Below are 14,228 nucleotides of genomic sequence, written 5' to 3' on the forward strand. Positions count from 1 at the left end.
CTTTCGGCGTGTTTATGAATGCTCAGGCGACCGTTGCCTCCGGTGGATGCTTCGCAACATAACGTCCCGGCGCGGGCTCGATCGGCGCGAACTTCGCGCTGCCCAGCTTCTTCGGCGCGGCGACCTGCTCGCCCGCGTACGTTTGCAGCCACTTGCTCCAGTGCGTCCACCAGCTTCCCGGCTGCGAAGTGGCCGATTCGAGCCACGCTTCTGGATCGTCGCCGAGCTTGCCGTCGATCCAGTAGGAGCGCTTGTTCTTCGATGCAGGATTGATCACGCCCGCGATATGTCCGCTCGCGCCGAGCACGAACTGCGTCTCGCCGCCCAGGAGACGCGTCGACTGATACGCGCCCTTCCACGGCACGATGTGATCCTCCTGCGTCCCGAAGATATAGCTCGGCATGTCGATGCGCGCGAGATCCACCGGCGTGCCGCACATGGTGAGCCGCCCCGGCTGGCAAAGGTTGTTCTCGAGATACATGTTGCGCAGATACCAGGCGTACATCGGCCCGGGCAGGTTGGTGCCGTCGGCATTCCAGTAGAGCAGGTCGAACGCCTGCGGCGCGCCGCCCTTGAGGTAGTTGTCGACGACATACGGCCAGATCAGGTCGTTCGCACGCAGCGTCTGGAACACGAAGCCCAGTTCGCCGCCCGAATAAATCCCGCCGCGCCCGATGGTCTGCTCGCGCTGCGTGACGCCCGCCTCGTCGATGAATACGCCGAGGTCGCCGGGATCGCTGAAATCGAGCATCGTCGTGAGCAGCGTGAGGCTCGCGACCGGATCTTCGCCGCGCGCGCGCAGCACCGCCAGCGCCGACGACAGAATCGTCCCGCCGACGCACCAGCCGACCGCATTGACCTTGTCGGCGCGGCTGATCGCGCGCGCCACTTCGATCGCCTTGATCGCGCCGCTCTCGATGTAGTCGTCCCAGGTGATGTGGCCCAGTTCCTTGTCGGGGTTTCGCCACGACACGAGGAACACGGTCTGCCCCTGTTCGCACGCGAAGCGCACGAACGAATTCGCCGGCTGCAGGTCGAGGATATAGAACTTGTTGATGCATGGCGGCACGATGACGAGCGGCCGCTCGGCAACCTTCTCCGTGAGCGGCGCGTACTGGATCAGTTGAAACAGTTCGTTCTCGAATACCACCGACCCCTTCGAGACCGCCACATTGCGCCCGACTTCAAAGGCACTTTCATCCGTGATGGAGATGCGTCCGCGCCTGAGGTCTTCGAGCAGATTCGCGAACCCCGTGCGCATGCTCTTGCCCTGCGTCTCGATCGCGGTTTGCATCGCCTCCGGATTGGTGACGGCGAAATTGACCGGACTCATCGAGTCGATGAACTGGCGCGCGTAGAAACGCAGCTTGTGCTTCTCCTTCGCGTTGATATCCGCAGCTTCGACCATGTCGTTGAGCAGCTTCGAATTGAGCAGATAAGTCTGCTTGAGGAGGCTGTACCACGGATTGTCGTGCCAGGAATCCGACTTGAAGCGGCGGTCGCCGCGCTCCGGCTGAATGGCGGGCTCTGGCTTCTGGCCGGTCGCGCTCGCCATCATGCCCGCATAGAGCGCCATCTGCTGCTGCCAGTAATGCGCCTGAGCCTGCGCGAGCGCCAGCGCGGGCAATGTCCTGCCGGACCTCGAAGGCGAGTCGGTCGTGGTGCCGGCCACGCCCATATAGGCTTCCAGCAGCGTCTGCCCGGATTTGAAAAGCCCCCGGACGAACTCCTCCGGCATGTTGAACGGCGAGGCCATGTTGTCTCCCTGGGGTCATCGTCAAAGGCACGCCGCGCGCCTTGTCGTCAGACAGGGCGCGCCGGGGTGCAGAATTGCGACTGGACGAAACCGCGCTATTTTTGCTGCAGCATCTTCTTTATTTCGTCGACGTGCTCGTTGGCGCGCTGCGTGATGTTCGCCATCGTGTCGGCCTGCGACTTCCGTGCGATTTCCGCGAGATCCTTGATGTCTTCGAGCGCTTTCACGCAGGCATTGCGCACGAATTCGTTTTGCTTGCCCGGATCGCTGATGCCGGTTTTCGCCGCTTCCTGAATGTCCTGCATCGCGCGCGTGAGCATGTCGGTCTGCTTGCGGGCGAGTTGCTGCATGGACTCGTACGCGGTCTTGTTCGCTTCGACGATAGCCTCGATGTCTTTCTTGCGCGATTCGACCAGTGCCGACATGTCGACGCCGGGCACCTTGAACTGTTCGAGCATCCTGGTCAGATCTTCGAAGGGATTCTTTGGGTCAGCCATGACTGTCTCCTGGGTTGTTTGTGTGATGCGGAGGGCTCGGATCGCGATGCTGGATTCGCGGAACGCTCGTGCGGTTCGTCGGCTTGGGTGGCGCGTCGAGAACCGGGCCTCGCGGACATCACTTTACGCCGTCCGGGCGCAGCGTGCTCCGCGCTTTGCACAAGATGTTCCGTGGTTACGCCGTGTAGAGCGTGATGAGAAATATCGCGAATCGGTAGCCTAGAGCGATGAGGCCAGCCGTCAGCGCCAAAGTTGCCGCTTTAAGGAGCCTTGTCATCCCGTGAGAGCCGAAGACTGGGTTCAACGCCAGGAACACATAGCCGCCGCAGAGGCTTAGATTGAGGATCGAAAGAAGGTTGTCGACGACGGGTGAATCGAGTCCGAGGCCGCCGAGACGGACCTCGATGGCCGCGACGCCGAGCGCGAGCGAGAACAGCAACAGCAGGAACGCATAGAGATGGAGCGAGAAATAGACAAATGTGACGAATGGCTTGCGCGCGCGGAGGAAGGTCATCCACAACAGCAGCGTGAACGGAATCACCATGAGAATGATGAGTGACTTGGCATTGAGCACCGCCGCACGGTCGAAAATGGACGTGTACTGGGGCAGGTCCGTCCGTAGTTTCGCGACGCGTTCGGCCACCAGCGACCGCGCCAGTGGACTCCAGTCCTGAAGATAAAGATGGGACTGCAGCGTCGAGCCGAAGACCTGAGTGTCGGTCAGCGACTGCATCGCGAAGAAGAACGCGTTGGCGATGAGAAACAGTTGGAACGGCGGCACATAAGGCATGCGCTTTCCGTTCAGATGCGCGACCGTCAGCTCGCCGGGATGACGCAGCAAAATCCAGATCGTGCGAAGCAGGCGCCCGTCGATGGTCGTCGCCGCGTGCAGGAGCTTCGCTCCGATCCCGCGCAGGGTCAGGTCGGGAGGCCGGAGCGGGCTCTCGCCGCACATCGGGCAGAACGGTGTGGTGACGTGATTGGCGCACGTCGGACATATCCAGGGTTCGGTCGCAGACATGACGTCCTCCGTTGGACCGCTCGTACACATGGACTAACAGAGTCGATCGTGAGCCCTGCGGCCGTATCATCTGCGCGATGCAGCGACGAATCTCACCCGTCGAGGGGGCGCAACGGGCTCTGCGCCATGGAAGCAGTTTAGACGACGAACGGCTTCGCACATGCTGCGAACAGGCGCGGTAGCTCGGACTCCCGAGCTACCGCGCGCCACTACTACACGGCGCGCTCAGGCAACCTGGACAGCAATGGCCCGAGACCTTCGGCAATCGTCAAATGGGAGATCACGGCATCCCGGAGCTTCGGATACGGAAGTTCCGCGATCATCGCCGTCTGCACCGCGGCCAGCACTTCTCCCGCCTCCGAGCCGATCATCGTGAAGCCGAGAATGCGGTCGTCTTCCGCGCCGACGAGCACCTTCATGAAGCCCTGCGTTTCGTCGGTCGCTTCGGTTCGCAGCACACTGCTCATCGGGAGCGTCGCGACGCGCGTGGCGATTCCCTCGCGCCGCGCATCGGTTTCGCTCAGGCCGACACGCGCGAGCGGCGGATCGGTGAACAGCGTGTATGGAATCAGCCGATCGCCGGTGCTGCGTTGTCCGCCCGCCATGTTGTCGCGCACGATCCGGAAGTCATCGACGGAAACATGCGTGAATTGCGGGCTTCCCGCGACCTCTCCGATTGCCCACACATCGCGCGCCGACGTTTGCAACCGATCGTTCACGCGGATATAGCCGCGCTCATCCAGTTCGATGCCTGCACGCTCCAGGCCGATATCGGTTGTGTTCGGAATGCGCCCGGCCGCGACCAGAATGTCGCTGCCCTCTACGGTCTGCTCGCCCGAAGACGTGCGCACGACGACGCGCACCTGCGTGCCCGAGTGTCCTTCGACGCGGATCGTCTGCGCGTCCAGCACGACGTCGATCTTTTCCGCGCGAAGTATGCGCAGCATTTCGTCGCCGATGTCCGCGTCTTCGCGGGCCATCAGTCGCGCACCGCGCTCGATGATCGTCACGCGGCTGCCGAAGCGCCGATACGCCTGCGCCATCTCGACGCCGATATAGCCGCCGCCCATCACGATCAGATGCGCTGGCGCGCGATCGAGATCCAGCGCGCCGATGTGCGTCAACGGATCGGCCGACGCCAGGCCCGGCACATCCGGAATCGCGGCATGCGTGCCGACGTTGACCACCACCTGATCGCCGCCGAGCGTGCGGGTGCCGCCGTCGTTGAGCTGCACCCCGATGGTCTTCGGCCCGACAAACTGTCCGACGCCCATGATCAGCTCGGCGCCGCTCGATGCATACGCCTGCACGTGAAACGCGGCTTCCCGTTCGACCATGCCGCGCTTGCGATCGCGAACCTTCGCCATATCCACGGCAACGGCTCCCGTCGCTACGCCGAAATCGGCGGCATGCCGCGTCAGATGCGCCACGCGCGCGCTCCAGATTTCATTCTTGCTAGGCAGACACGCGACGGCGGGACACGAGCCGCCTACCCACTGCCGCTCGACGACGGCGACGCGCTGCCCCGAGCGCGCCAGATGCCACGCCAGAAGCTTGCCGCCCTGACCACTACCGAGAATCAACGTATCGAACTGTTCGATCTGAGACATGACCTTCTCCCAATCAGCTAACGGATGAATCGATGTGGAGCGGACGGGTCCGCTCGCGAATGTCTGCATTACTCGACGGGCGGAAAATCGACGTCGGTGTCGTTGATGCGGTTGAACGTGTTGGTGAAGATCGTCATCGCAATCGCCAGCGATATCTCCGCCAGTTGCGAATCGCGATAACCAGCGGCGCGAATGGCGGCGAGTTCGTCAGCGCCGATCGTGCCGCGCGTCGTCTGCAAAAGCCGCACGAAGCGGATCAGCGCATCGCGCTTGAGATCACCGGTCGGCTGGCCGGCGCGAATTTGCCTGAGCGCTTCCGGCGTCAGACCGGTCATCTTGCCGAGCATCACGTGCGCGGCTACGCAGTAGTCACAACCCGTCTGCTCGCTGACCAGCAGCTTGATGGTTTCCAGATCCTGCTTGCTCAGGCTGCTGGCGGCCAGCGCGCCTTCGGCGTCGAGCGCGGCGTTCAACGTCGCGGGCGCGAGATGGCCGAGCGCCGCGAACAGATTCGGCACGCTGCCGCCCGCGATCTTGCGAACGCGTGCGTAGACGTCGGCGGTGTCGCCGGTGGCGTTGGCGACGGCGGGAATGGCGATGCGGCTCATGGTGGACCTCATTCGGTGGTGGTTAGGAGCCTCCACTTTAGGGTCGCCGGATGAGCTTGTTGAGTCGCTAAATTCTCAATATCATGCTCAAAAGTCTCATCGTTTCATTCGAGGTAAGCATGTCGATGTCGATCGATTGGCTGAGCCGCCTGCTCGGCATGATGACCGTGCGCGGCCAGCTCGAACTTCGTTGTTCGTACGGCGCGCCGTGGGAAGTCATCTACGCCGATTCGGACGCGGGCGAGATGCCGTATCACATCGTGCTCGGTGGATCGGCCGTGCTGGAGACGCCCGGCGGCGGCAAGCCGCAACATCTGCGCGCCGGGGACATCGTGATGCTCACGCACGGTTCGGCGCATACGCTTCGCGATGGCAGCGGGGCGCGGCCCAAGCCTGCCCGGCAACGGGCGGCGCTGAACCTGATCATCAGCGAAAACAAGGGCGCCGGCGAGCGTCTGGACATGCTGTGCGGACGGATCATCCTCGCGCCGCCGCATGACCGCTTCGTTCGTGCATATCTGCCGGCGCGGCTCGTCGTGCGTACGTCGATAGCGAAGGGCAGCGGACAGGGCGCGGCGCTGGAACAGTTGAATGGTCTCGTCGCGTTGATGCGGACGGAATCGATCGCCGACAATCTCGGCGGCTACGCGATGATGAACGCGCTGTCGGCGGCGCTTTTCGCGCTGGCGTTGCGTGCGAGCGCGGAGTCCGACGAAGCGCCCGCCGGTCTGCTGACGCTCGCGGGACATTCGCGTCTGTCGCCCGCGCTCGCCGCGATCTTCAACGAGCCGGCGCGCGACTGGACGTTGCCGGAACTGGCGAGTCTATGCAGCATGTCGCGCGCAACGTTGATCCGTCATTTTCAGAACAGGGTGGGGCGTTCACCCATCGATCTGCTGACCAGCGTCCGAATGGCGCTGGCGGCAAACGAGTTGAAGAGGCCAGGCGTCTCGACCGAAGTGGTGGCCGAGACCGTCGGCTACCAATCCGTCGCGGCCTTCAGGCGTGCGTTCAGTCAGCACTTCGACATGACGCCGGCGCACTGGCGGCGCTCGCATGTGGAGACGCAGCAGGCGCGCGTCGAGGATTGAGGATACGCGCCCGCGCTCACAATCGCGTTCAGGCGGAGAACTGCATCGCGAGCTCGTCGTCCTTGATGCTGGCGATGGGTTGCAGTATCGAGCTATCGAACTGCCTCGGTTCGCGCCCGCTCGCGAGCATCATCGGCAGATCGGGATTGGCGAGCGCGCCGCGTCCGACCGTCACGATGTCCGCGCCGGACCCGAGCGCATGGGCGATACGCTCGGCCGTATGCAAGCCGCCGTTCGCGATGATCGTCGCGTTCGGCGCATAGCGGCGCGCCAGTGAGATGAGGCTATCGCGCGTGCCTTCGAATGCGGGCTGCCACGCTTCGTGCTCGGTCACGTGGATGAAGTTCACGCCTGCGTCGGCGAGCGTGCCGAAGATCACTTCGGCGTCCGCCTCGCCGCCGGGCCACTTCGATGCGAAGTCGTTGACCTTGCCCTGCGAGATGCGGATGCCGACCGGCACTGCATCGCCGACGCCGAGCCGGACCGACTTCACGACATCGACGAGCAGTTGTACTCGCGCCCTCGTGCTGCCACCCCAACGGTCGTTTCTGAGATTCGTGTGCGCGCCCAGAAACTGGTCGAGTAGATAGCCATTCGCGCCGTGAATCTCCACACCGCCGAATCCCCCGATATTCACCGCGCGCCGCGCCGCCTGCACGAAGCCCCGGATCGCCTCGTCGATCTCGGCATCCGTCATCTGCCGGGGTTCGGGATACGGTCCATCGCCGTAGTAGAACGCCATTTGTTCGCCTTTGGGCCGCACGGCCGATGGCGCCACCGTGTGCTTGCGATAAACATTGCCCTGACTCAGCGCGCCTGCGTGCATCAGTTGCGCGAACACGCTTGCGCCATGTGCCTGCATGTCGCGATTGAAGTCTGCCCATGCGCGCGCCTGTTCGTCATCGGCCAGGCCAGGCTGAAAACGGTATCCTTGCGAAAACGCCTTGTCGGTATAGATGCCTTCTGTCGTTACGAGACCGAAGCCGCCTTTCGCGAACCGGCTGTAGTAGTCGAACATCGTCTGTGTCGGATGGCCGTATTCGGTGGCCGTGATGCGCGTCATCGGGGCGACTGCGATGCGGTTGCGCACTGCAATGCCGTTGCCGTCGTAAGGGGAAAGGATCTGCGAGGTGAAGTCGTTCATTTCGCGGCTCGTCAAGGAAGGAAAGTGACTTCATCCTAGGCGTTGGGAGGGCGGGGAAACAGACGTCGAATGGTGAAGCCGCCGTAACGTTATCGGATATAAACCATGTTCCTTCCAGACGTTCGAACCTTCCTCGCCGTTGCGTCGGCGGGCAGTCTTTCCGCTGCGGCGCGCCAGCTCGACGTCGTTCCCATGCAGGTGTCGCGTCGCATCGCCGCGCTGGAAGAAGATCTCGGCGTGCGTCTTTTTCATCGCACGACCCGGTCGCTCACGCTGACTGCCGAAGGCGAAGCGTTCGTCCCGTTCGCCTCAGCAATGGTGGATGCGGAATCCGGCGCGCGCGCCGAGCTCAGCCCGTCGCAGGGAAAGGCATCAGGCGTGCTTCGTCTGACGGCGCCGAGCGGGTTCGGACAATCCGTCGTGCTGCCCATGCTTGCGAGTTTGCTCGAAGCCAATCCGGAGCTTCGCATCGACCTCGATCTTTCGGATCGTCAGGTCGATATCGTCGGGCAGGGCCTCGACGTGGCCTTGCGGATTGCGCCCCTGGAGGACTCCGAGCTGGTGGCGAAGAAGATCGCTCCCAATCCTCGCCTCGTTTGCGCCGCGCCGGCCTATCTGAAGAAACACGGACGACCTTCGTCGGTTGCCGATCTGGACAATCACGCCTGTATCCGACTGAGTGCGGTGCGACGGTGGCCGCTTGTCGTCGACGGCGCGTTGATCCGCAAGCGCGTGGATGCTTGTTTCACCACGACCAGTGTCGAAGCGGCGCGAACCGCTGCCGTGCAAGGTCTCGGACTCGCGCAGTTGACATATTGGGACGTCTTCCGACAATTAGCCGACAACTCGCTCGTGCAGATTCATTTGGAGGATGCGGCGATGGAGGACTTGTCGGTCTGGGCGGTGATGCCGAGCCGGCGATACGTGCCCAACAGGGTGAGTGTCTTTCTTGGCGCGCTGCAAAGTCAGATCGCCGAACTCGGCGAAGGAGATCGACGCTGAACGCTGGCTGCCTGATCAACAGGAAATCAACCAGAAATGTTGGCCGCCGAACATTCGCCGAAAGGAAAGACCGTCCACAACTCTTCAACCGCCTATAAATAACGGGGCTTGAATCAGCACACCCGGCGCGCTTTGTCATCTGGAAGCCGAAGCGGACCGTTCGACTCACCGAAAGCATGGAGTTCTTATGACTAAGCTAAGTAATAAGGTTGCCCTTGTGACGGGCGGTTCGAGGGGCATCGGCGCTGCCATTGCGAAGAGACTGGCCGCAGACGGCGCGCGCGTGTCGATTACTTTCTCCAAGGGCAGCGATGCGGCCGACAACGTAGTCAAAGAAATAAAAAGCGCCGGCGGAGAAGCGATTGCGATCCAGGCAGATGCAGCGAAGCCGGAAGCGATCAATCAGGCGGTGCAGCAGACGGTTGCCGCGTACGGCGGCCTGGACATCCTGGTCAATAACGCGGGGACGGCGATTCCGAAACCCTTCGAAGAGACGACTATCGAGGAACTCGATCACGTCATCAACCTGAATGTTCGGGGCGTGTTTCTGACAACGCAGGCAGCCCTCAAGCATTTGAAGGAAGGCGGCCGCATCATCAATATTGGCTCGTGCGTCGGAGAGCGAATGATGACTCCGGGCCTCGTCCCATATTCTGCGACGAAGGCAGCCATACGGATGTTCACGCAGGGCCTGTCCCGGGAAGTTGGCGAGCGAGGTATCACGGTCAACAATATTCAACCCGGCCCCATCGACACGGATCTCAATCCTGCGGCGGGCGATTGGGCAGCGCCTCAATTGGCGATGACCGCGCTCAAAAGATACGGGAAGGCCGATGAAATCGCGGCGATCGTCGCTTTCATTGCCAGCGATGAGGCGGCGTACATCACTGGGGCAAATCTTACGATCGACGGCGGCACGAATGCCTAGCGTCAGGGGCACTCAGATCATTTGCTTGCTTTCCGCTTCTTGTCCCGGCTGGTGGTGAACGTCGATTCGACTGGCAAGCCGCACCGGATGAATCCGTACGGCTTGCCTGCCTCATGAAATGCCTCGCAAGGCGCTCAGCTCGTCTGACCCGAGCCGATCTCCGCGCCCGTGACAGGATCACTTGACGGATCGGAAGCTGTCCGTGCCGCCATCGCCTTGAGCACCTCGACATCGGCCTGATTGACGCCTACGCGTGCTGTCCCGTCTCCGCCATCGACTGCCGGTTGCGGATCCTCGATGAACTTCCAGTCGTTTCCCTCATTCCACGGGCCACGCGCGTCCTCGCCCTGCGACATGTTGTAGTAGACGCTCGCGTATTCCGGCACGCCCGGCAACTTTCCTTGCGGGAAGTTGGGCTGGATGGAATGCAGCGCTTTTTCGAATGACTTCTGATGCGCGATTTCACGGGTCATCAGAAATCCGAGCGCATCCTTGATACCCGCATCGTCCGTCACATTGATGAGCCGCTCGTAGACGATTTTTGCGCGGGCTTCCGCGGCGATGTTCGAGCGAAGATCAGCGGTCGGCTCGCCGATCGTGTCGATGTAAGCGGATGTCCACGGAACGCCGGCGGAATTAGTGAGGGCCGGTCCGCCGCCGTACAGCAGCGCCGTCGTGTGCGAGCCGTTGCCGTTACCCGTCATCGAGCGGTACAACTCGGCCTCCGATTCGACGGCTTCGGCAAGCTGGCCTTTCGCGCCCTTGTTGAGCATCGCGACAATCGAGCCGATGATTTCGAGGTGACTCAGTTCTTCCGTTGCGATGTCGAAGAGCAAGTCCTTCCGACCGGGATCGTCTTCACTGACGGCCTGGGTGAAATATCGGCACGCGGCGGCCAATTCGCCTTGCGGACCGCCGAACTGCTCGAGCAGCAGATTGGCGAGCCCCGGATTGGGTGCAGCCACGCGGACGGTGTACTGGAGGCGCTTGTTATGAACGAACATGAACCACTCCTTTTCGTTAGGACGACCTGAGCCACTGCGCTGACGGCGAGTCGCGCAGGTCAAAAGTTGACTGTTTGGAAGTGCCTTGCAACGGCAGGCCGAGGCACGCGGATGCGTTACTGGCCTACTCGGTTCAAGGTCTCGGAGCGAATGCCCCGGCGTGTGCCCAGCCCGAACATGTTCGGGCGGTTGAGGCCGGCTCGGTTGTCCGGCAGCAACGTAGGCGCGAGATAAAACGAATGGTTGAGCGCTTCGTGACGGCATCGGACGTCACGACTTCGCTGGGAGGTGTTCCGCAAACGCCGTACCCGGCACGTGCTAACCTTGGTCGCCAGACCGACATCTGGTCCGCGGTCTTCTTGAGTTGTGACACGAAATGATCTGCAGAACTCCTCGACTTCCAGCGTGCCGCGAAGGCGCGGCTACGTCGAGGAAAAGGCGTTTCCGGGTCGGCGCGGGCTGCGTCCGCGCGTGAGCGAGAACCTCCGCGACCCCAATGCGCCCACGGTCGGTCTGGGCAGGACGCACTGGCAAGTGGCAAACATTCCGCCGTCGCACAACGACGCTCCAGGAAGGACCGAGATCTCGTTCCGTTCCTGGAGCATGTGCGCGACGTGCTCGTTCATAGGCAGACAGCGCTATTGCGACCGCAACCCGAACACGGCGACGCCATTCTTCGCGCCCACGTACACCTTGCCGTTCGCGATCATCGGCGTGATGAACTTGTTGCCCGCACCGAACTGGTCGCGCCCACCGGCATCGACGCTGCTGTAGAGCTGGTGATTGAGATTGGTCGCGTCGTAGGCGCGCAGAACGCCGATCGACCCGTTCTCCGCCGCCCACAGAATCGCGTTCGACGTGCCGTTCGCCGAAATGCTCGGCGTCGCGCCCGGGAAGCCGAACGAGTTCAGCGTCTGACTCGACGGCGTTCGCGACAGCGCGGCGTTCGTTACCGTGAACGCCTTGATGTTGTCGCCGACCGAGCCGAAATAGACCCTGTTGTTGAAGTACGCGGGTGCGCCGAACATCGGTCCGCGTATCTGGCCGACGAGCTCCTGATAGATGTGATCCGCATTCGAATCGAACTTGCCCATCGACCAGCGGTTCACGACATAGATCGTCGAGTTCTTGCCCGCGCCGACCGCGAGACGCCAGACCTTGCCGTTTGCATCGGTGAAATCGGGCAAGACCATCGCGCCGCCGGAACCGAGGTCTTCGTCCTCGTTCGATTCCTGCACCGTGTTCGAGGGCTGGAAGTAGTCCTGCACTCTCAATGGCCCGAGGTTCAGCCGCAGGAAGCCATTGCCGAAGTTGCCGTTGATCGGCATCTCGTGCTCGTTCTGCGTCGGATCGAAGGTGCCGTTGGCATCGAGGAAATAGATCGATTCGCCGTCCGATGCAAGGCCCGCGCCGCTCATCCAGATCGAGCCCATCTGGCCGTTCGGCGTGACGTTCAGCACGCTCGACTGTTGCAGCGTGTTCGCGTCATAGCCCATGACCCAGCCGGTGTACGGCATGTAATCGCAATGCGAGGTCCACGCGGTGTAGACAACGCCGTTGAGCAGGAGCAACGACGCGCGCTCGGCGTACTGGCCCGGATCGAACGTGAGCGTGCCGTTCTGGCTGCCCGCGCCGTTGCCGGAATAGGTCGCGCGGATTTCGGTCGGGCCATTGAAGAGCTCGGCGCCCGTCGTGATGTCGAGCGCGTGGATGCGCTGGTGATAGCCGCCCGACGCGTCCTTCGACATGCCCACGACATACATCGCGCCGTTCGGTCCGCGCCCGCGATCGATGACGGGCGTCGCCGTCACACCGATGGTCGGCGTGATCTGATTGCACTTGTGATCGTCGCTCGGATTCTCGCCGTTACCGAGCGTCGAGATTTTCCATAGCGTCGCGCCGCTATCGGCATCGAATGCGTAGACGCTCCCGTTCTCGGTCGCGGCGTACACGACGTTATGCGTGGCCCCCGCGATCGGGACGCCCGCCAGAAAGAGCGGCTGGGCATCGACGGCGCCATCGACGGAATAGAAAGCGAGCTTGCCGAACGTGTTTTGATTGACGTTCGCGAGCGTGAGGGTCGTTTCAGCGAGTTGCTGGCCAGTGCGAGCGATGTCGTTGTGCCAGGTGACGACGTCCATCGCGTTGCCGGGCGACGATGCATTCGCGACGCTCGAAGCGGCCCGGCTCGCTGCGGCCGATGTTGCACCGCCGCCGGAGTCGCCGCCACTGCACGCGGCGATGATTGCCGCGATCAGCACGGCGCCGAGTGCGGCGGCAAAAGCGGAAAAGCGCGCGTTCATTTGCATTCTCTTTCTCCGGAAGGGCCGGAACGGACAACGCGGTGTCGGGCAACATCGTGCTGCAACAGAGCAATCGTGATGCCCCGTAACAGCGTCTACCCGCAAACCAGCGCATCAGCGAGGCGAGGAAGCCGTCGAGCGCAGTGAGTGACGCCAATCGGCCGCTATTGAACATCGAGAAACGGAGGGCGAGCGATCAGCCTGGCTTACAAAAGAGCGCGTCAGCTTTGCTCGCGACTCGGGCGCCCCGCGGGATGGTGACGGAGAACAGGAACAGTCTCGCCACCGAACGTTCGGGCAACGTGGAAGGCTCTTTACCGATTGAAAGCTATCGCAAATCGCGGAGGGAAGCAATCGCGCAGGTTTTACAGTGCGCTTTCGAACCCGAAAGCGCCGTCGGCCATACGTTGCCGGGATACAAAAACGAATGTGTCCAAATGCACATATTTACCTACTTATTTCGTGTTTCGAATTTTCATTGCCGATTTGGGCTGCTAATCTTTGACGCAATGGTCATGCAAATCGCGACGCTTGACTGTGCGCATTTCCGAAATGTAAGTCTCACCTTGAGAGCCCTCACCGGGGATCATGAACGTGCCGATGACGACGATTTCGGAAAGCCGTGAAACGATGCCCGATAGCATTACATCCGGCATGCATGCACCTGCGCCATCACCAGCTCGCCGCTCGCTGCTTTGCCGCATGGCCGCGCTGGCTCTTGGTGCGGTGTCGTCGCCCTCGTTCGCGCAGCATGGCGATCTGGGACTCGTCACGCCGCCAGTTCGTCTCGACGATGCCTGGCTCGTCGATCAGACCGGCGAGAAGCGTCTGCTCAGCGACTTGCTGCACCAGCGCGTGACCGCACTGCAAACGGTCTATACGGGTTGCGGCACGATATGTCCCTTGCAAGGCGCGCTGTTCAGCGCGGTTCAGGGACGGATTGCGCAAATCCGCACGCGTCGTCCCGTGCATTTGCTGTCGGTCGGGATCGATCCGCTTTCGGATTCACCCTCGGCATTACGCGCGTGGCTCGCGCGCTTTCAGGCGGGTTCCGCGTGGAATGCGGCGACGCCGGCACTGGCCGATGTGGACCGGATGCGCGCGGCGCTGTCGGGCAGCAACGCGCCGCTCGGCGACATCGCTGACCATTCCACGCAAGTCTATTGCTTCGATGCCAACGCGATGTTGCGCTGGCGAAGCGCCGATCTTCCTCGTGTCGAAGACATCTGCGATGTACTCGGCGCGCTCGCGCGTACGTAACCCG

The 14,228-nt window shown here is 62.3% G+C and carries 12 protein-coding genes; 4 read left to right on the forward strand and 8 right to left on the reverse strand.

The window, feature by feature from the left end:
• Positions 1–22: 22 nt before the first annotated feature.
• From IAG25_RS02175 to IAG25_RS02195, 5 genes are all read right to left on the reverse strand, one after another.
• A complete protein-coding gene (locus tag IAG25_RS02175) occupies positions 23–1,756 on the reverse strand; it encodes a PHA/PHB synthase family protein (RefSeq protein WP_187603307.1) in 1,734 nt (577 codons plus the stop codon).
• Between the two features lie 95 nt (positions 1,757–1,851).
• On the reverse strand, positions 1,852–2,253 hold the full coding sequence (locus IAG25_RS02180) for a phasin family protein (RefSeq protein WP_187603308.1): 402 nt from the start codon (positions 2,251–2,253) through the stop codon (positions 1,852–1,854).
• A 175-nt stretch (positions 2,254–2,428) separates the two neighbouring features.
• The gene (locus IAG25_RS02185) at positions 2,429–3,304 is read right to left on the reverse strand and encodes a DUF3667 domain-containing protein (RefSeq protein WP_255503471.1); all 876 of its coding nucleotides are present in this window, start codon (positions 3,302–3,304) and stop codon (positions 2,429–2,431) included.
• A 182-nt stretch (positions 3,305–3,486) separates the two neighbouring features.
• Positions 3,487–4,884 carry an FAD-dependent oxidoreductase gene (locus IAG25_RS02190; protein WP_187603310.1) on the reverse strand — a complete coding sequence of 466 codons (1,398 nt, stop codon included), beginning with the start codon at positions 4,882–4,884 and terminating at the stop codon, positions 3,487–3,489.
• Positions 4,885–4,952: 68 nt separating this feature from the next.
• Entirely contained in the window at positions 4,953–5,492 is a 540-nt protein-coding gene (locus IAG25_RS02195) for a carboxymuconolactone decarboxylase family protein (protein WP_187603311.1), read from the reverse strand.
• Positions 5,493–5,611: 119 nt separating this feature from the next.
• Between IAG25_RS02195 and IAG25_RS02200 the strand changes: the two genes are divergently transcribed.
• Positions 5,612–6,583 (forward strand): cupin domain-containing protein, encoded by a 972-nt coding sequence (locus IAG25_RS02200; protein ID WP_187603312.1) that lies wholly within the window; start codon positions 5,612–5,614, stop codon positions 6,581–6,583.
• 28 nt (positions 6,584–6,611) lie between these two features.
• On the opposite strand, the gene IAG25_RS02205 is transcribed toward IAG25_RS02200, so the two are convergent.
• The gene (locus tag IAG25_RS02205) at positions 6,612–7,727 is read right to left on the reverse strand and encodes an NADH:flavin oxidoreductase (RefSeq protein WP_187603313.1); all 1,116 of its coding nucleotides are present in this window, start codon (positions 7,725–7,727) and stop codon (positions 6,612–6,614) included.
• Between the two features lie 105 nt (positions 7,728–7,832).
• Here IAG25_RS02205 and IAG25_RS02210 point away from each other — a divergent pair, with 105 nt between their 5' ends.
• Both IAG25_RS02210 and IAG25_RS02215 read left to right on the forward strand, forming a co-directional pair.
• On the forward strand, positions 7,833–8,729 hold the full coding sequence (locus tag IAG25_RS02210; protein WP_187603314.1) for a LysR family transcriptional regulator: 897 nt from the start codon (positions 7,833–7,835) through the stop codon (positions 8,727–8,729).
• Positions 8,730–8,916: 187 nt separating this feature from the next.
• A complete protein-coding gene (locus IAG25_RS02215) occupies positions 8,917–9,657 on the forward strand; it encodes an SDR family NAD(P)-dependent oxidoreductase (RefSeq protein ID WP_187603315.1) in 741 nt (246 codons plus the stop codon).
• Positions 9,658–9,791: 134 nt separating this feature from the next.
• Here IAG25_RS02215 and IAG25_RS02220 read toward each other — a convergent pair whose 3' ends face one another.
• Both IAG25_RS02220 and IAG25_RS02225 read right to left on the reverse strand, forming a co-directional pair.
• A complete protein-coding gene (locus IAG25_RS02220; protein WP_187603316.1) occupies positions 9,792–10,661 on the reverse strand; it encodes a manganese catalase family protein in 870 nt (289 codons plus the stop codon).
• Positions 10,662–11,299: 638 nt separating this feature from the next.
• Entirely contained in the window at positions 11,300–12,964 is a 1,665-nt protein-coding gene (locus IAG25_RS02225) for an outer membrane protein assembly factor BamB family protein (protein ID WP_187603713.1), read from the reverse strand.
• Positions 12,965–13,564: 600 nt separating this feature from the next.
• On the opposite strand from IAG25_RS02225, the gene IAG25_RS02230 reads away from it, so the two are divergent.
• Positions 13,565–14,224, forward strand: coding sequence for an SCO family protein (locus tag IAG25_RS02230; protein ID WP_187603317.1), 660 nt, complete (start codon positions 13,565–13,567; stop codon positions 14,222–14,224).
• Positions 14,225–14,228 lie beyond the last annotated feature (4 nt).

It is taken from the genome of Caballeronia sp. EK (genome assembly GCF_014384845.1).
GTDB lineage: Bacteria > Pseudomonadota > Gammaproteobacteria > Burkholderiales > Burkholderiaceae > Caballeronia > Caballeronia jiangsuensis.

Excerpts from the sequence above, each read along its gene's own strand:
- IAG25_RS02185 (WP_255503471.1), bottom strand. The coding sequence starts at position 3,304 with ATGTGTACGAGCGGTCCAACGGAGGACGTCATGTCTGCGACCGAACCC.
- IAG25_RS02225 (WP_187603713.1), bottom strand. The coding sequence starts at position 12,964 with ATGAACGCGCGCTTTTCCGCTTTTGCCGCCGCACTCGGCGCCGTGCTG.
- IAG25_RS02205 (WP_187603313.1), bottom strand. The coding sequence starts at position 7,727 with ATGAACGACTTCACCTCGCAGATCCTTTCCCCTTACGACGGCAACGGC.
- IAG25_RS02230 (WP_187603317.1), top strand. The coding sequence starts at position 13,565 with ATGACGACGATTTCGGAAAGCCGTGAAACGATGCCCGATAGCATTACA.
- IAG25_RS02175 (WP_187603307.1), bottom strand. The coding sequence starts at position 1,756 with ATGGCCTCGCCGTTCAACATGCCGGAGGAGTTCGTCCGGGGGCTTTTC.
- IAG25_RS02190 (WP_187603310.1), bottom strand. The coding sequence starts at position 4,884 with ATGTCTCAGATCGAACAGTTCGATACGTTGATTCTCGGTAGTGGTCAG.
- IAG25_RS02210 (WP_187603314.1), top strand. The coding sequence starts at position 7,833 with ATGTTCCTTCCAGACGTTCGAACCTTCCTCGCCGTTGCGTCGGCGGGC.
- IAG25_RS02195 (WP_187603311.1), bottom strand. The coding sequence starts at position 5,492 with ATGAGCCGCATCGCCATTCCCGCCGTCGCCAACGCCACCGGCGACACC.
- IAG25_RS02215 (WP_187603315.1), top strand. The coding sequence starts at position 8,917 with ATGACTAAGCTAAGTAATAAGGTTGCCCTTGTGACGGGCGGTTCGAGG.
- IAG25_RS02200 (WP_187603312.1), top strand. The coding sequence starts at position 5,612 with ATGTCGATGTCGATCGATTGGCTGAGCCGCCTGCTCGGCATGATGACC.
- IAG25_RS02220 (WP_187603316.1), bottom strand. The coding sequence starts at position 10,661 with ATGTTCGTTCATAACAAGCGCCTCCAGTACACCGTCCGCGTGGCTGCA.
- IAG25_RS02180 (WP_187603308.1), bottom strand. The coding sequence starts at position 2,253 with ATGGCTGACCCAAAGAATCCCTTCGAAGATCTGACCAGGATGCTCGAA.